Here is a 16,586-nt window from a genome sequence, read left to right as displayed (position 1 = left end):
TCGATCGGGTCCACGCCCTCTTGCGGCGTGATGCGAAACAGCGCCAGCACGTCCGTCGCCTTGGGCTCGTACTCCGGCACCCAGTAGCCCATTTGCGCGTATTTGAGCACTCCGGCCGCGTAGCGCTGCTGGGTGTCGGTGATCTGGCTGATAGCGCTCACGGGGGCTCCTGACGAGGTGGAATGGTGTACGGAATGGAGGCGGAGGGGCGGCCGATGGATGACTGTATTTTTCGAAACAAATTAAGTAAATTCACTTATTATTTGATTTAAGTTCAGTTTTTACTTAATTGACATGATCTGCCTTTTGCCGTGAAAAATGCCACCTTCCGCCAGTTGCGCGTGTTCACCGAGGTCGCCAAGCACCTGAGCTTCAGCCGGGCGGCGCAGGCCTTGCACCTCACGCCGCCGGCGGTGACGATGCAGGTCAAGCAACTGGAGGCCGACGTCGGACTGCCCCTGTTCGAACGCCGCGGGCGCCAGGTGGCGCTGACCACGGTGGGCGAATACATGCTGGTCTACGCGCGCAAGATCCTGTCGGTGCAGAAGGACGCGGAAGATGCCGCGGCCCGCTTCAAGCGGGTGGAAGTGGGCACGCTGAACATCGGCATGGTGAGCACGGCCAAGTACTTCCTGCCGCGTCTGCTGGCCGAGTTCCGCCAGGAGCACCCTGGCGTGGAGGTGAAGCTGGCCGTGGGCAACCGCGAGGGTCTGATACGCATGCTGCACGGCAACGAGGTGGACATCGCCATCATGGGCCGCCCGCCGCGCGAGCTGGCCACGCGCGCCGAACCCCTGGCCGCGCATCCGCACGTGTTCGTGGCCCCGGTCGACCACCCGCTGCTGCGCGCGGGCCGCATCGGCGTGTCGTCGCTGCAGCCCTACGGTTTCATCCTGCGCGAGCCCGGTTCGGGCACCCGCGCGGCGATGGAAAAGTTCTTCGCCGCTGCCCACTTCACGCCGCAGGTGGCGATGGAAATGGCCAGCAACGAGACCATCAAGCAGGCCGTGATGGCCGGCATGGGCCTGAGCTTCCTGTCACTGCATACGCTGGGCCAGGAGCTGGACAACCGGTTGATCGCGCTGCTCGACGTGGAAGGCGCGCCGGTGGTGCGCGCCTGGAACGTGGTGCATACCCTGTCGAAGCTGCTCTCCCCTGCGGCGGAAGCCTTCCGCTACTTCGTGCTGGAACGCGGGGAGAGCTTCCTGGCCGAGCACTACGGCCGGCACGTGCAGTTGTAGCCGCAGCGCATGAACAGCAGCCCGCCCCGGGCCGAGCGTGCGCTTGCTGCGGGCCCACCGGCACGCCCACGAGCCGGGCGGGTCAGCGGTGCTCGCTGGCGATCTCCCGCGTGATGCGCAGGAACTGCTCCATGTCCGCCACCGAATTGCAATGCAGCGGCGACACGCGCACGGTGCCCGCGAGGCCAAATGATGCGAGCATGCGCCTAGAGTAGAGGCTGGTTGCCACGCGCTCGTAGACCGTGACGCCGCGCTTCGCATATTCCACCACGGCCTGGGTGCAGTCGATGCGGTCGAAGCCGATGCCTAGGATCAGGTCGCGCCGCGTCAGATCGTCGTGGTCGAGGAACACGTTCACGCCATCCATCGCGCGCAGGCCCGGCACCTGCGCCGTACCGTCGAGCAGCACCGACAGCAGCGCGCGCTCGTGCAGTTCGATATGCGTGATGCCCGCCGCGAACAGCGCACGCCGATCCGCCGCACCCGTGAAATGTCCGCCGAGCCAGCACACGTAATCGACGATCTCGGTGAGCACCGCGAACTGCCAAGGCGCCGAGCTGCCGAGGTCCCAGTAGTCGGACTTCTTGGCGGCCAGCTTGTGGTGCGGCAGCACCGCTGCGCGCTCGGAGAGCCATGCAAACCCGGATCCGCGGCAGCCGAAGAACTTGTAGGGCGCGAGGTTGATGCCGTCCACCGGCGTCTTCTGCAGGTCGATGAGGCCGTGCGGTGCGTGCTGCACCGCGTCGACCAGGATGTAGAGCTCGGGATTGATCGCGCGCGCGCGGCGCACGATCGCCTCCATGTCGAGCTTGGCGCCCGAGATGTTCGACGCGTAGATCACGTTGAGCAGACAGGTGCCCTGGTCGACCAGCCGCACGATCTCGTCCACGTCGACGCCGCCGGTGGCGGGGTTGCTCCTGGCCACGCGCAGTTCGCGGCCCAGGCGCTCGGCGTAGAGGCTCATGGCGTCGAAGGCCGAAGGGTGTTCGAGCACGGTGGTGACCATGTTCGTGCCCGGCACGTTTTCGGCAATGGCGCGCACCATGTCGAACATGGCGCCCGAGGCCGTGAGCGATGCGTACACACTGCCGCCGCGCGCATTGAGGATGGTGCGCAGGTCGTCGCTGCCACGGGCCTGGATGTGCTGCAGTTCCACGGCGGCGGCGTGGATGCGCTCGGCATTGTCGGGAATGGCATCGACCTGGGCGAAGCGCTCGACCGCCGCCTTGAGGCGGAACGAGCCGCCCGCATTGTCGAAGTACAGGCGTTCGCGGCCGTGGTGGTCGCGCTCGATGCCGAGGAAGCGCTGACGCACCTCGCGCATCAACGCGTCGGAAAAGGCCAGGCCCTTGGGATACGAAGACGGGGATGACATCACTCAGACGCCCTTGCTGTTGGGGTTCTGGTAAACCTCGCGCACCGCGTCCGTCATCGGGAAGTTGAGGTTCGCGCCCTTGGGCGGAATCGGCGAGGTGAACCACTTGGCATAGAGCTGCTCCATGGCGCCAGACTTCATGAGGCCGGCGACGGTCTCGTCCACCAGCGCCTTGAACTGAGGGTCGTTCTTGCGCAGCATGATCCCGTAGGGTTCCTGGCGTAGCGACTCCTTTAGGATCTTGTACTCGCCCGGGTTGGGCGCGCTGGCGATCATGCCGGCGAGCTGCACGTCGTCGAGCACATAGGCGTCGGCGCGGCCGGTGGACAGCAGCAGGAAGCCGTCGGAGGTGTCCTTGCCGGCGATCTCGTTCACTTCGATGGTGCCGCTCTTGCGCGCGCCGCGCAGCAGTTGGATCGAGGTGCTGCCCGAGACGGTGGCCACGTTCTTGCCGTTGAGGTCGGCAAACGAGTTGATGCCGGAGTTCTTGCGCACCGCGGCGGTGATGTTGGTCACGAAGTGGCTGGGCGCGAAGTCGACCTGCGCCTGGCGCTGCGTGGTGTTGGTGGTGGTCGCGCAGTCGAGGTCGACGGTGCCGTTCTGCAGCAGCGGAATGCGGTTGGTCGAGTTGAGCATGGTGTAGCGCACCTCGATCTTGGCCAGGCCCAGCTTGGCCTTCACTGCGTCGACGATCTTCAGGCAGATGTCGTTGGTGAAGCCGATGGGCGCGCTGTCGGCGCTGAGCTTGTACGAGAACGGGATCTGGCTGTCGCGCGCGCCGATCTGGATGGTGCCGCTGTCCTTGATCTTCTGCAGCGTGCCGCCGTCCTGGGCGCTGGCGGCGCCGCAGGCGAAAGCGAGGGTAAGGCCGAGCGCGAGGGGCAGTTTCCTGAAGTCCATGGTGGTTCCTTGAAGAGCGATGACGTTGGCTGGGGAGATCTTCGGCTGCCTATTGAATATCTAAAAGCGATTTTTTGTGATCGAATCGCATGAATAAAAGCGTTTCATCCGCCCATGTCCGGGAGCCGCGCTACATGATGACCTTCAAGCAACTCGAAGCCCTCTACTGGATCGCCCGGCTGGGCGGCTTTGCCCAGGCCGCCAACCAGCTGCATGCCTCGCAGTCGGCCATTTCCAAGCGGGTGCACGAGCTGGAGCTTTTGTTCGATACCGAGCTGTTCGACCGCAGCCAGCGCACCGCGCGGCTCACCGAGAAGGGCGAGGAGATGTACGTGCTCGCGCAGAAGCTGCTGGCGCAGCGCGACGCGGCGATCGAACAGTTCGCCAGGCCCGGCGTGGTGGAGCGGCGCATCCGCATCGGCGTGACCGAGCTCACGGCCATGACCTGGCTGCCGCGGCTGGTGGGGCTGATCCGCCAGCGCTACCCCAAGGTCATTCTGGAGCCCGACGTGGACGACAGCCTGAAGCTGCGCGACAAGCTGCGGGCCGATGAGCTCGACCTGGTCATCGTGCCCGAGACCTTTGCCGACGCGCGCATGCCGCACAAGGTCATCGGCAAGGTCAGGAGCATGTGGATGTGCAAGCCCGGCGTGGTGACCGCCGCCGGCACCATGCGGCTGCACGAACTGGCACGGCACCGCATGCTGGTGCAGGGCGACAGCTCTGGCACCGGCCGCGCCTACGACACCTGGATGAAGGAGCAGGGCGTGCAGCCGGCCGACGTGATCGTGGTGAGCAACCTGGTGGCGCTGACCGGGCTCACCGTGTCGGGCCTGGGCGTGAGCTACCTGCCGCGCCAGTGCCTGGAGCCGCTGGTGGCGGCCGGCATGCTCGCGGTGATCGACGTGACGCCCGCGCTGCCGCTGGTGCACTACGTGGCGATGCACAAGGGCGAGCACCGCAGCGCCCTTACCTCTTCGATCGTGCGGCTGGCGCAGGAGTCCTGCGACTTCTCGCGAGTGCTCCAGGCACAGACACCGGAGGAACGCCAAGCGGTTGCGCACTGATCAGGACGCTGCCAAGTGAATCTCCATGAAAATCAACGGCTTGGAACGGCGCCTGTGTTTCATGTGCAAAATATCGAATGATCCCGCTCGCCGGGAATTCCTTTACCGCCTCACCGTCTCGCATGGATTACCCCGGAAACCTTTTCGTCGTCGCAGCCCCCAGCGGTGCAGGCAAGTCAAGCCTGGTCAAGGCCCTGATGGAACTCGACTCCCAGGTGCAACTCTCCGTCTCGCACACCACACGCGCCCCGCGCGGCCAGGAAAAGCACGGGCGTGAGTATTACTTCGCTTCGCGCCAGGAGTTCGACGCCATGGTGGCAGGTGAGGCGTTCGTCGAGTGGGCCCATGTCCATGGCGAGCGCTATGGAACCTCCAAGAAGGCCATCGAAGAGCGCATGGCCATGGGCGCCGACGTCGTCCTGGAGATCGATTTCCAGGGCGCCGTGCAGATCAAGCAGACTTTCACCAATGCCGTGCTGATCTTCATCCTGCCGCCCAGTTGGGAAGAACTGCGCGCCCGGCTGGAGCGGCGCGGCGAGGATTCTCCCGATGTGATCGAACTGCGCCTCAAAAATGCCGCCACCGAGATGGCCGAAGCCCGAAAATTCGACTACGTTATAATCAATGAGTTGTTCGAGCGTGCGCTTTTCGACCTCAAAGCCGTGGTCCATGCCCAGCGCCTGAAGTTCGCGGCCCAGCGCCGCGCCCGCGCCGACACCTTCAAGTCGCTCAATATCCCCTAGTTCCCCCGGAGGTTTCCATGGCCCGTATCACCGTTGAAGACTGCCTGCAGCAGATTCCCAACCGGTTCCAGTTGGTGCTTGCCGCCACCTACCGTGCGCGCATGCTGAGCCAGGGACATGCCCCCAGGATCGAAAGCAAGAACAAGCCTGGCGTGACCGCTCTGCGCGAGATCGCGGAAGGCAAGGTCGGCATCGAGATGCTGAAAAAGGTCCCCTGACCGCCTCCCGTGTTGCGTTTCGCACAGAAGAGCACCGCAATGCGGTGCTTTTTTTTGGCCCAGAGGCCGCCCATGCGATACACGACCGTTTTTCCAATTGCATAGGGCTTTTTCTTGCACGCTACATTTGAGGCATGACAGCGGTGCTGCCAACCTCTTCCCCCGCCAGTCCCCACTTCTCTTCCGACGCCCCTCAACCGGGGGCGTCGAGCGTTGCCGCGGCAAACGCGGCGGCGGCCAGCTTCGCAGCACTGACGGCGAGCCTCGATTACCTGGGCCCTGCCGGCGTGGAACAGGTGCGCCAGGCCTACCGCTTCGCCGATGAGGCGCACCTGGGTCAGCTGCGCAACAGCGGCGAACCCTATATCACCCATCCGATTGCCGTTGCCGCCCAGTGCGCGACCTGGAAGCTCGATGCGCAGGCGCTCATGGCAGCCCTGCTCCACGATGCGATAGAGGACTGCGGCGTCACCAAGGCGGAACTTATCGAGCGTTTCGGCGCTCCGGTGGCGGAACTGGTGGATGGCCTGACCAAGCTGGACAAGCTGCAGTTCAACACGCGCGAAGAAAACCAGGCGGAGTCCTTCCGCAAGATGCTGCTGGCGATGGCGCGCGACGTGCGAGTGATCCTGGTCAAGCTCGCCGACCGCACCCACAACATGCGCACCATGGGCGACATGCCGCGAGAGAAATGGCAGCGCATCGCCTCGGAAACGCTGGATATCTATGCTCCCATCGCCCATCGCCTGGGGCTGAACCAGACCTACCGGGAACTCCAGGAACTGTCCTTCCGCTACCTGCACCCGTGGCGGCACGCGATTCTCTCCAAGGCGGTGACCAAGGCGCGCAACCGCCGGCGCGACCTGCTGCGCAAGGTGCAAGCCGACGTCGACGCCGCCTTCACCGCCGCCGGCATGCGCATGCGCATTGCCGGACGAGAGAAGACGCTCTACTCCATCTACCGCAAGATGGAAGACAAGAACCTGAGCTTCGCCCAGGTGACCGACATCTACGGCTTCCGCATCATCGTGCCGGGTGTGACGGACTGCTACACGGCCCTGGGCCTGCTGCACCAGATGTACAAGCCGGTGCCGGGCAAGTTCAAGGACCACATCGCGATTGCCAAGCTCAATGGCTACCAGTCACTGCACACCACGCTGGTCGGCCCCTCGGGCATCAACATCGAGTTCCAGATGCGCACCGAGGAGATGCACATCGTTGCGGAAGCAGGGGTGGCGGCGCACTGGCTCTACAAGGCGGATGACCCGAGCGAAACGGCTGAACGCCACGGCACGCAATGGCTGCAATCGCTGCTCGACATCCAACAGGAAACGCGCGACGCTGCAGAGTTCTGGGACCATGTCAAGGTGGACCTGTTCCCCGACGCGGTCTATGTCTTCACGCCCAAGAGCCAGATCATGGCCCTGCCGCGCGGCGCGACGGTGGTGGACTTTGCCTATGCGATCCACACCAATGTCGGCGACCGCACGGTCGCGGCCAAGATCAACGGCGAGCAGGTCCCTCTGCGCACCGAACTGAAGAACGGCGATGTGATCGAAGTCGTCACGGCACCGGTGTCCACGCCGAATCCGGCATGGCTGGGCTTCGTGCGCACGGGGCGCGCGCGTTCGAAGATACGGCACTACCTGAAGACCCTGGAGCTGACCGAGTCCCAGTCGCTCGGCGAAAAACTGCTGACGCAGGCGCTCCGGGCCGAAGGCATCGAGCGCCTGCCCGAGCCTGACGCCGAGCATCAGCCGATCTGGGACAAGCTGCTGCGCTTCACCGGCAATCGCGATCGGGCGGAGTTGCTGACCGACATCGGACTGGGCAAGCGCATCGCGAGCATCGTGGCCAAGCGTCTGATGATTCTGCTGACAGAAGGCGGCGCCCGGCCGAATGCGCTGCTGCTCACACGGGAACGCTACACCTCGCACGAGGCCTTGTCCCAGGGCGCCGTGACGCTGGATGGCAGCGAGAACGCATCCGTTCAGTACGCTAAATGCTGCCGCCCCGTGCCAGGCGATCCGATCGTGGGCTACCTGGGTCGTGGCGAGGGTCTGACCGTGCATACCGCGGACTGCGCCGTCGCCAATCGGCTGCTGCACAAGGACAGCGAGCGCTTCATCACCGTGGCCTGGGCAGACGATCCGGTGCGCCCTTTCGAAACCGGCATCGTCGTCACCGTCACCAATCGCAAGAGCGTGCTCGCACGCGTCTCGGCAGAACTGGCGCGTGCGGAGGTAGACATCACGCATGTGGACATGGGCGAGGAGGCGGCGCTCGACACCACCGACCTGCGCTTCGTCATCGAGGTGCGCGACAGCACGCACCTGGAAAACGCCCTGCGCAACCTCAACCGTACGCCATCGGTACTGCGCACACGGCGCATCAAGCCGGCGGCGGGCTAACTCGGATAGGTCACCGACAGCACCTCGATATCCCGCGCGCCGGCGGGGGTGACCAGACGGACGACATCGCCCTCACGGGCCTTCAGTAGCGCCTGGGCGATCGGCGAGATCCAGCTCACCTGCTGCGCGCCGTCGGTTTCGTCGATACCCAGGATGGTCACGCGGCGCTCTTGGCCCTCGTCCTCGTAGACTACCGTCGCACCGAAGAAGATCTGGTCCTTGCCCGCATGCATGCGAGGGTCGACCACCTCCGCGATCTCCAGACGCTTGGTCAGGAAACGCATGCGCCGATCAATCTCGCGCAAGCGCTTCTTGCCATAGAGGTAGTCGCCATTCTCGGACCGGTCCCCGTTGCGGGCGGCCCAATGCACTGCCTCGACCACCTTTGGGCGCTCGCTATTCATGAGGTCGAGAAGCTCGGCGCGCAGACGCGCATAGCCCGCGGGCGTGATGTAGTTCTTGCGCCCGGCCAACAAGGACTGTTCGGGGACATCGCCCTCGTTGTCCTCGTCATCCGTTTGTTTGGTGAAGGCCTTGCTCATACAGCACTCCATCATGTACGACACAAAGGAAAAAGCCCCGGAACCTTGCAGTTCCGGGGCTATCCGTATGGTGCGGCTGGCAGGAATCGAACCCACGACCCCTTGGTTCGTAGCCAAGTACTCTATCCAGCTGAGCTACAGCCGCTAAGCTTCGTATTATAGCCCAACATTTCTGGCTTTCCCGACCGCGCACAATTTTTCCGATGGATGTTGGGCCGGGTGCGAACGATGCAGAGCGGCGAAACCCTTGAGCCGCCGCATGCATGATGGCCCCGCCTCCCGAAACGCCGGCCCGGCAACCGTACAATCGTTCCGGGCGGGGGCTTAGCTCATGCTTGGTTAGAGCAGCGGACTCATAATCCGTTGGTGCCGTGTTCGACTCACGGAGCCCCTACCAGCCCATCCTCGGAACGCCGGCGGACCCGCGCTGCTACTTGTAGCTCAGCGCGTTGCTCACCAATTTGGATGTGATGTCCACGATCTGGATCATGCGGTCATAGGGCATGCGGGTCGGGCCGATGACGCCCAGGGTCCCGACGATCTGCCCATCAACGGTGTAAGGCGCGCTGACCACCGACAGTTCTTCCACCGGCACGATCTGGCTTTCTCCGCCAATGTAGATGCGTACTCCCGCCGCCTGGCTGGATATGTCGAGCAACCGCATCAACTGAGTCTTCTGCTCGAACAGTTCGAAGGCTCGGCGCAATTGGCCCATGTCGCTGGAAAAGTCGGTGATCGCCAGCAGATTGCGTTCGCCTGAAATGACGACGTCGTCCTGCGATAGCGTCAACGCCTCCGAACTGGCATTGACCGCGGCCTGCATCAACGCCGCGATTTCGCTCTGCAGTGCTTCCACCTCGTGCTTGAGCCGCTCACGCACCTGCTCGATCGCCAGGCCGGCATAGTGTGCATTGAGGATGTTGGCCGCCTCGACGAGCTGCGACTGGGCATAGTCGGTCTCGGTGAAGATGACGCGGTTCTGCACGTCGCCCTCGGGCGATACGATGATGACCAGCACCCGGCGCTCGGACAGCCGCAGGAATTCGATGTGGCGGAACACGGACGTGCGCCGCGGCGCCATGACCACTCCCACGAACTGCGACAGGCTCGACAGCATCTGCGCGGCATTGGCGATCACCTTTTGCGGCTGGTCCGCAGCGAGATGCGGCGCAGGCAGTTCTGCCCGCTCTGCCGTCAGCATGGTGTCGACGAACAGGCGGTAGCCCCGCGCCGTCGGAATGCGGCCTGCGGAGGTATGAGGGCTGGCGATCAGCCCCAGATCCTCGAGATCCGCCATGACGTTGCGGATGGTCGCCGGGGAGAGCTCCAGCCCCGCTGCCCGCGAGAGGGTGCGCGATCCCACCGGCTGGCCGTCGGCGATATAGCGCTCCACCAGCGCTTTGAGCAGCAACTTGGCGCGGTCATCGAGCATGTCATGATTTTAGTGATGTAATTTGTGAATGGAACCCCGCTTTCGCCATGTCGCCCTGGTTGGCAAATACCATTTGCCGCTTTCGGGTGACACCGCCGATGCGGCCAGGGAGGCGCTGGCGGACATTGCCGCCTTCCTGGAACGCCACGGCTGCGACGTTTCCCTGGAGCAGGACACCGCCAACGGCAGCGGGTTGCCCTACCCCGCCCTGAGCACTGCCGAGATCGGCACGTGTTGCGATCTGGCTCTGGTGGTGGGTGGCGACGGCACCATGCTGGGCATCGCAAGGCAGTTGGCCTGCCATGACATCCCGCTGGTCGGCATCAACCAGGGCCGGCTCGGGTTCATCACCGACATACGGCTGGACAACTATGCCGCCACGCTGGAGCCCATGCTGGCCGGCGCGTATGAGCAGGATCTGCGCAGTCTGATGCATGTCCAGGTGATGCGCGATGGCGGCTGCGTATTCGACACGCTGGCCATGAACGATGTGGTGGTCAACCGCGGCGCCACCTCCGGCATGGTCGAACTGAGGGTGGAGATCGACGGACGCTTCGTCGCCAGCCAGCGCGCCGATGGCCTCATCATCGCGTCACCCACCGGTTCGACCGCCTATGCCCTGTCTGCCGGCGGCCCCATGCTCCATCCGTCCGTGCCGGGGTGGGTGCTGGTGCCCATAGCGCCGCACACGCTGTCCAACCGCCCGATCGTGCTGGCGGATTCGGCAGAGGTTTGCATCGAACTGGTAGCGGGCCGCGACGCCAGCGCAAACTTCGACATGCAGTCCCTGGCCTCGCTGCTGCACGGCGACAGGGTCGTGGTGCGGCGCTCCCGGCATGGCGTGCGCTTCCTGCATCCGCTGGGCTGGAGCTATTTCGATACCCTGCGCCAGAAGCTTCACTGGAACGAAGGAGGGTCCTGATACCGTGGCGCTGAAACGCATCGTGCTGCGCGATTTCGTCATCGTGCGCAAGCTGGAACTGGACTTTGGCAGCGGCTTCAGTGCCTTGACCGGTGAAACCGGAGCCGGAAAGTCCATCCTGATCGACGCCCTGCAATTGGCACTGGGCAGCCGGGCCGACGCCTCGGTGGTACGTGAAAAGACCGGGCGTGCCGAAATCAGCGTGGAGTTCGATGAAGTGCAGGCGCTCGTTCCCTGGCTGGAGCGGGCCGGCTTCGAGATCGCCGACACGCTTTTGCTGAGGCGCACCATCGATGTCCAGGGCAAGAGCCGCGCCTGGATCAATGGCAGCGCAGCTACTGCCACGCAGTTGCGCGAGGTCGGCGACCACCTGCTGGACATCCACGGCCAGCACGCATGGCAAAGCCTCACCCGTCCCGAGGCCGTGCGCGGCCTGCTGGACGCTTATGCCGGCCTGGACACCCGGCCGCTGGCCTCAGCATGGCAGGCCTGGCGCGACGCCCGACAGGATCTGGAGCAGGCTCGCAGCGCGCAAGACTCCCTTGAAAGGGAACGCGAACGCCTGCTCTGGCAGATCGGGGAGCTGGACAAGCTCGCGCCACGGCCGGACGAATGGGATGAACTCAACACTCGCCATACCCGCCTCTCGCATGCACAGGCCTTGATAGACGGCGCACAGGGGGCGCTGGCCGCGCTCGAGGAAGATGACATGGGCGCGACGGTGGGCCTGGCCCGCGCGCAATCGCTGTTGCAGGACCAGCAGCACCTGGAGCCCGAGTTCGCCGCGCTGGCTGAAGTCCTGGCCTCCAGCCTGGCCCAGGCGGAAGACGCCGCTCATTCCCTGCACGCGTACCTGCGCAAGACCGATCCGGATCCAGACGGGCTTGCCTCGCTCGACGAGCGCATGGGGCTCTGGGTCTCCCTGGCGCGCCGCTACCGCCGCACGCCCGAGGAACTGCCGGCACTGCTGGCCGGCTGGCGCGAGGAACTGGCCCGCCTTGAAGCTTCCACCGACCTGGTCAAGCTGGAATCGCGGGAGCAGCAGGCTCTGCGTGCCTACCAGTCCGAGGCGGCGGCCGTGTCTCGGGCCCGCGCCAAGGCCGCCCCCCGGCTGGCGCGCGCCATCACCGCCGCCATGCAGGGGCTGGGAATGCAAGGCGGCCGCTTCGAGGTGCAGTTGCAGAAGAGCGAGGCACCGGCCCAGCACGGCCTGGAGGACGCGATTTTCCTGGTCGCCGGCCATGCGGGGAGCACGCCCCGCCCCGTCGCCAAGGTGGCGTCTGGCGGCGAACTGTCCCGCATCGCGCTGGCGATCGCGGTCACCACCAGTGCTCTGGGCACCGCCCAGACCCTGATCTTCGACGAGGTCGATGCCGGTGTCGGCGGCGCCGTGGCCGAGACGGTAGGCCGCCTGATGCAGCAGCTGGGCCGCGACCGCCAGGTGCTGGCGGTCACGCACCTGCCCCAAGTGGCGGCGCGCGCCGATCACCACCTGCTGGTCGCCAAGCAGAGCGGGGAGGATGGCGTCACCACGAGCTCCGTGTCGCCGGTGACAGGCGACGCCAGGGTGAGCGAGATCTCCCGCATGCTGGGCGGCGACAGGCACTCGCCCACGAGCCTGGCCCATGCACGGGAAATGCTCGCCGGCGCGGCTCCCCGCGACGGCGCCCAAGGAGGTACTGCTCCATGCGCGTAGGCGCCCCCCCCGCGCCAACGGGCGAGGCGAGAGCGCTGGAGATTGCGCTCATCACCGGCATGTCGGGCTCAGGCAAGTCGGTGGCGCTGCATGCGCTGGAGGATGCGGGCTACTACTGCGTGGACAACCTTCCACCCGAGCTGTTGCTGCCGTTCGTCGCCCTGGAGCAGCGCAACGGTACCAGCCGTGTCGGCATTGCCATGGACGTGCGCAGTGCCGCCTCGCTGCCCTTGCTGCCGCAGCAACTGGCCGTGCTGCGCGCCCAGGGCGTGTGCCTGCAAATGCTGTTCCTCGACGCCAGCACCGACACACTGGTGCGCCGCTATTCGGAAACCCGGCGCAGCCACCCGCTCACCCGGACGGTGGCGGCCGACCAGGAACGCGCGCTGGTGCAGGCGATCGAGCTCGAACGTGAATTGCTCTCCGAGCTGCGCGAGCAGGCGCACGTGATCGATTCCAGCATCATGCGCGCAGCCCAGTTGCAGGCGTACGTGAAGGCAGTGATATCGGCGCCGTCCACACCGCTGCTGCTGGTCTTCCAGTCGTTCGCGTTCAAGCGCGGCGTCCCCGTGGACGCCGACTTCGTGTTCGACGTACGCATGCTCCCCAATCCCCACTACGAGCCGGCACTGCGCCCCCTGACCGGCCGGGATGCGCCGGTGGCCGACTTCCTGCGTGCGCAGGAGGAGGTCACGCGCATGTTCGAAGACATCAGCCGCTTTCTGTCGGGCTGGCTCGACACCCTCGCCCGGGACCGCCGCAGCTACGTCACCGTCGGCATCGGCTGCACCGGCGGGCAGCACCGCTCGGTGTACCTGACGGAGCAACTGGCAGCGGCCTTCTCGCGCAAATGGGTGACACTCACCCGGCACCGGGAACTCGACGCGCAATCTGCGGTCGTCAACTCCTAGTCTTACTGTGTCAAGAGCAGAGCTACGCAGCGCTCGGGGCGCCTCGCACTGCACCGCGCTACGAGCTTTCGCGGGGGTGAAATGAAGGATGACACGCCCTGGCAAACGGCTGCAACAGCTTGCGCACCGGAGCGGGCAAGCCCAGCATTTCCCATTCCTGGGCCGAAGTCCAACGCCCGTCGCCAGCCGGCTGCACACCCGGCGGCATCGCCCTCAGCACCGGGTGCAGATGCAAGTCCTTGTGCGTGAGCACGTGCAGCAACACCGGCAGCTCGCGCGCGGGCTCGCAGACGGCCGCGGGCAGGCTGCGTTCCAGATCCTGCCGCCGTGCGTGGACCGGCAGGCAATGCAGGCCCGCCCAGATGCCTTCGGCAGGGCGCCGCTCCAGCCAGATGCGGCCATCGGGCTGCTGCGCAAGCAGCAGCCACCAGGTCTCACTCGTGCGCCGCAGCTTGCGCGTACGCACCGGATAGTCCTCTGGCCGCCCCTGTTCCCGGGCCACGCAACCCTGCTGCACCGGACACAGCAGGCACTGCGGCTTGCGCGGCATGCAGATGGTGGCGCCCAGGTCCATCAAGCCCTGGGTGTAGCGCGGCATGCTGTCCTGCAGCGCTCGCGGAGACCCCTCGGGCAGCAAGCGGGTCGCTTCGTTCCACAGCAGCCGCTCGTTCGCCGGGCGCGCCAGGTCCGCGGAAAACCCCAGCGCCCGCGTCAGCACGCGCTTGACGTTGGCGTCCAGGATCGCCACCCGCTCCCCGAAGCAGAAGGACGCGATCGCCGCCGCGGTGGAGCGCCCGATGCCAGGCAAGGTCTCCAGCAGTTCCGCGCTGCGCGGAAATTCTCCGCCAAAGCGCTCGACCACCTGCTGCGCGCAGCGATGCAGGTTGCGCGCGCGGCTGTAGTAGCCCAACCCGCTCCACAAGCCCAGCACGACATCGGGCGAAGCCTGCGCCAGCGCCTTGACGTCCGGCAGACGGGCCAGGAAGCGCGGGAAATAGTCGAGCACCGTGGCGACCTGCGTCTGCTGCAGCATGATCTCGGACAACCATACCCGGTAGGGGTCGCGCGTGTTCTGCCACGGCAGGCTGTTGCGACCATGGGTGGACTGCCATGCCACCACGCGGGCGGCGAACCCCTGCTCCGGCAGCGTCATGCGAGGGCAGGCTCCGCCGGCGGCAAAGCAGGCACCGCAGGCGGCGTCGCAAGCAGTTGCACCCACGCCTGCACCTGTGCCTCCAGCTCGGTCAGTTCGGCGGTCTGCGCCTCCAGCTCGGCCACGCGTTCGCCCAGCCCCGACGCTGCCTGCTGAATACGGTCTATGGCCTCGAGGCGCCGTACGAAGCCCTGGCGTCGTTCCCGCAACTGCGCGTCGACCGGCGCGGCCACGGCCCGGCTCCAGTTCTCCAGTTCTGCAGCCGCGTCGTCGAGCACCACCTGCACCCGGCTGGCCAGCGCCCGCACCAGCCGGCCGGCGAACTGGGGCTGAGACAGCCGAAAGGCGTTGCCCAGCCCGGCATGGTGCGCATGCGATTGCGCGACACTCTCGATCTCGCGAACCTGCGGGCCCAGCGAGGGCGCAGGCGCCACCTGCAGCGAAAAGGCATGCTCGGCGTTGAGCTGGCGGAAGCTGGCTTCGAGCATTGCCTGGATCTCTCTCGCCGCGTCCTGCGCCTGCGCGATGCGAGCGGTCACGCCGGCAAACGCCTCGTCATAGGCACGCCGCGCGCCAAGCTTGAGCCCCGGGCGCTCCAGGGCCTGCAGCAGCACCGCAAACTCCCGCGGCAGGTCGCCGTTGCCGCGCAACAAGAGCGCGGCCTCGTGCCGCATGCGCTGATGCACGGCGCGCAAGGCCTGGATGCGCTTTTCGCTCGCGTCGAATTCGCGCTGCTCCTGCTCGACGCGCAGACGCATGCCCGCGATCACATTGGCGTTCTTGCCGCGCAGGCCGCGCAATTCGAGCATCTGGTCATCGACCTCGCGCCTGCGCATGGTCAACAGGCGCGCGGCCTCCACGCGCATGCGGGCGACACCCGCCGTCACGGCCGCATGCAGGATGGCGTGCCGGCGCTCCACGATGTCGCAGGCCAGCATCTCCTCCAGCAGCGGCAGGCCGCTGGCGTGCAGCAGGGCGTCGTCGCCCTTGATGCGCGCCAGCAATCCCTTCTGGGCAGAAACAGGTATCACCCGCCCCGGCGGCAGGCCCAGCAGCGCAGCCGAGCCGGCGCGCTGGCGTTCGGTCTGCTCCTGGATTTGCTGCGGCGTGCTCAGCTGGTCCCACAGCACGTCGACCTTGTTGAGCACCACCAGGTGTGAATGCCCTGCCTCCGGCGATCCTTCGGCAGGCGCGAGGTGATCGCGCCAGAGGGCAAGATCGGAGCGCGTGACGCCGGCATCGGCCGCCAGCAGGAAGACCGTGGCATGGGCCTCGGCCAGCAGGTTGACGGTCAATTCGGGCTCGGCGCCGATGGCATTGAGGCCCGGCGTGTCCAGCACCACCAGCCCGCGCCGGAGCAACGGGTGGTCGATGTTGACCAGGGCGTGGCGCCACATCGGGACCTCGACCAGACCGTCCGCACCCGGAACCGGGTTCTCCTCGGCCAGTTCTTCGCTCCAGAAACCCAGTGCGCGCGCCGTGGCCTGCGAAACGCGGCGAACCTGGGCCACGGTTTCCAGCATACGCGCCATCTGGTCGGCATTGCCCAGATCGAGCGGCAAATGCGTCCAGGCCTCCGGTGCCGAACGCCATTCGGCCAGCGGCCGGGCTTCCAGCCGCGTCTCTATCGGCAGCAGTCGCACGCTTGGCAACAGATCCGGGTCGAAGGCCAGTTCGGTCGGGCACATGGTGGTCCGTCCGGCGCTGGCAGGCACGATACGGCGGCCGTGTCCGGCGAAGAAGAGGGCGTTGATCAGCTCGGACTTGCCTCGCGAGAATTCCGCCACGAAAGCCACCATCAGGCGGTCGCGGCCCAGTCCTTCGGCGGTCTGCTCCAGCCGTGACGCCACGGACCCATCGGCGAGATCGTGGCGCGTCAGCCAGGCTGCCAGTTCACGCAGGCGCTGCGCCGTGGTCATGCGCCAGGCGCCATGCCGATCGAGCTGGTCGATGAAATCTGGGTCCAAGGGCGCGC

14 protein-coding genes, 2 tRNA genes and 1 pseudogene are annotated in these 16,586 nt (G+C 66.0%); 9 read left to right on the top strand and 8 right to left on the bottom strand.

Going from position 1 to position 16,586, the window contains the following annotated elements:
- Positions 1–161: pseudogene (gene rbcL, locus JHD63_RS12380) on the bottom strand (ribulose-bisphosphate carboxylase large subunit); the annotation flags it as partial.
- Between the two features lie 150 nt (positions 162–311).
- On the opposite strand from rbcL, the gene JHD63_RS12375 reads away from it, so the two are divergent.
- Positions 312–1,241, top strand: a complete 930-nt coding sequence (locus tag JHD63_RS12375; RefSeq protein WP_198971047.1) for a LysR family transcriptional regulator — start codon at positions 312–314, stop codon at positions 1,239–1,241.
- A gap of 82 nt (positions 1,242–1,323) precedes the next feature.
- Here JHD63_RS12375 and JHD63_RS12370 read toward each other — a convergent pair whose 3' ends face one another.
- Positions 1,324–2,616: an aminotransferase class V-fold PLP-dependent enzyme gene (locus JHD63_RS12370; RefSeq protein ID WP_198971046.1), complete on the bottom strand. Its 1,293-nt coding sequence runs from the start codon at positions 2,614–2,616 to the stop codon at positions 1,324–1,326.
- Positions 2,617–2,619: 3 nt separating this feature from the next.
- On the bottom strand, positions 2,620–3,516 hold the full coding sequence (locus JHD63_RS12365; RefSeq protein WP_198971045.1) for a transporter substrate-binding domain-containing protein: 897 nt from the start codon (positions 3,514–3,516) through the stop codon (positions 2,620–2,622).
- 137 nt (positions 3,517–3,653) lie between these two features.
- On the opposite strand from JHD63_RS12365, the gene JHD63_RS12360 reads away from it, so the two are divergent.
- The 4 genes from JHD63_RS12360 to JHD63_RS12345 all read left to right on the top strand — a co-directional run bounded on the left by JHD63_RS12360 (position 3,654) and on the right by JHD63_RS12345 (position 7,955).
- Positions 3,654–4,583 (top strand): LysR family transcriptional regulator, encoded by a 930-nt coding sequence (locus JHD63_RS12360; RefSeq protein ID WP_198971049.1) that lies wholly within the window; start codon positions 3,654–3,656, stop codon positions 4,581–4,583.
- Positions 4,584–4,705: 122 nt separating this feature from the next.
- On the top strand, positions 4,706–5,326 hold the full coding sequence (gmk, locus tag JHD63_RS12355; RefSeq protein ID WP_198971048.1) for a guanylate kinase: 621 nt from the start codon (positions 4,706–4,708) through the stop codon (positions 5,324–5,326).
- Between the two features lie 17 nt (positions 5,327–5,343).
- Positions 5,344–5,544 carry a DNA-directed RNA polymerase subunit omega gene (gene rpoZ, locus JHD63_RS12350; RefSeq protein WP_198971044.1) on the top strand — a complete coding sequence of 67 codons (201 nt, stop codon included), beginning with the start codon at positions 5,344–5,346 and terminating at the stop codon, positions 5,542–5,544.
- Positions 5,545–5,678: 134 nt separating this feature from the next.
- Positions 5,679–7,955, top strand: coding sequence for a RelA/SpoT family protein (locus JHD63_RS12345; RefSeq protein WP_198971043.1), 2,277 nt, complete (start codon positions 5,679–5,681; stop codon positions 7,953–7,955).
- On the opposite strand, the gene greB is transcribed toward JHD63_RS12345, so the two are convergent.
- Positions 7,952–8,497 (bottom strand): transcription elongation factor GreB, encoded by a 546-nt coding sequence (gene greB, locus JHD63_RS12340; RefSeq protein WP_198971042.1) that lies wholly within the window; start codon positions 8,495–8,497, stop codon positions 7,952–7,954. The two genes, JHD63_RS12345 and greB, sit on opposite strands and share 4 nt — an antisense overlap.
- 68 nt (positions 8,498–8,565) lie before the next feature.
- A tRNA-Arg gene (locus JHD63_RS12335) sits at positions 8,566–8,642 on the bottom strand.
- Between the two features lie 173 nt (positions 8,643–8,815).
- Between JHD63_RS12335 and JHD63_RS12330 the strand changes: the two genes are divergently transcribed.
- Positions 8,816–8,894, top strand: a tRNA-Ile gene (locus JHD63_RS12330).
- Between the two features lie 33 nt (positions 8,895–8,927).
- Here the strand turns inward: JHD63_RS12330 and hrcA are convergent.
- Positions 8,928–9,929: a heat-inducible transcriptional repressor HrcA gene (gene hrcA / locus JHD63_RS12325; RefSeq protein ID WP_198971041.1), complete on the bottom strand. Its 1,002-nt coding sequence runs from the start codon at positions 9,927–9,929 to the stop codon at positions 8,928–8,930.
- Positions 9,930–9,957: 28 nt separating this feature from the next.
- Here hrcA and JHD63_RS12320 point away from each other — a divergent pair, with 28 nt between their 5' ends.
- From JHD63_RS12320 to rapZ, 3 genes are read left to right on the top strand one after another with little or no spacing between them, the layout of a single operon-like run.
- Positions 9,958–10,851 (top strand): NAD kinase, encoded by an 894-nt coding sequence (locus tag JHD63_RS12320; RefSeq protein ID WP_198971040.1) that lies wholly within the window; start codon positions 9,958–9,960, stop codon positions 10,849–10,851.
- A 4-nt stretch (positions 10,852–10,855) separates the two neighbouring features.
- On the top strand, positions 10,856–12,547 hold the full coding sequence (gene recN / locus JHD63_RS12315) for a DNA repair protein RecN (protein ID WP_198971039.1): 1,692 nt from the start codon (positions 10,856–10,858) through the stop codon (positions 12,545–12,547).
- On the top strand, positions 12,538–13,458 hold the full coding sequence (rapZ, locus tag JHD63_RS12310; RefSeq protein ID WP_198971038.1) for an RNase adapter RapZ: 921 nt from the start codon (positions 12,538–12,540) through the stop codon (positions 13,456–13,458). The genes recN and rapZ overlap by 10 nt, the downstream gene beginning before the upstream one ends.
- Positions 13,459–13,516: 58 nt before the next feature.
- Here the strand turns inward: rapZ and mutY are convergent, their stop codons facing one another.
- Positions 13,517–14,611 (bottom strand): A/G-specific adenine glycosylase, encoded by a 1,095-nt coding sequence (gene mutY / locus JHD63_RS12305; protein WP_198971037.1) that lies wholly within the window; start codon positions 14,609–14,611, stop codon positions 13,517–13,519.
- Entirely contained in the window at positions 14,608–16,578 is a 1,971-nt protein-coding gene (locus JHD63_RS12300) for a dynamin family protein (protein WP_198971036.1), read from the bottom strand. Before JHD63_RS12300 ends, mutY begins: the two co-directional genes overlap by 4 nt.
- Positions 16,579–16,586: the final 8 nt, after the last annotated feature.

It is taken from the genome of Xylophilus sp. ASV27 (genome assembly GCF_016428875.1).
GTDB lineage: Bacteria > Pseudomonadota > Gammaproteobacteria > Burkholderiales > Burkholderiaceae_C > Xylophilus.
Note: the sequence above shows the minus strand (reverse complement) of the source record. Positions and strands in the feature narration are given on the sequence as shown.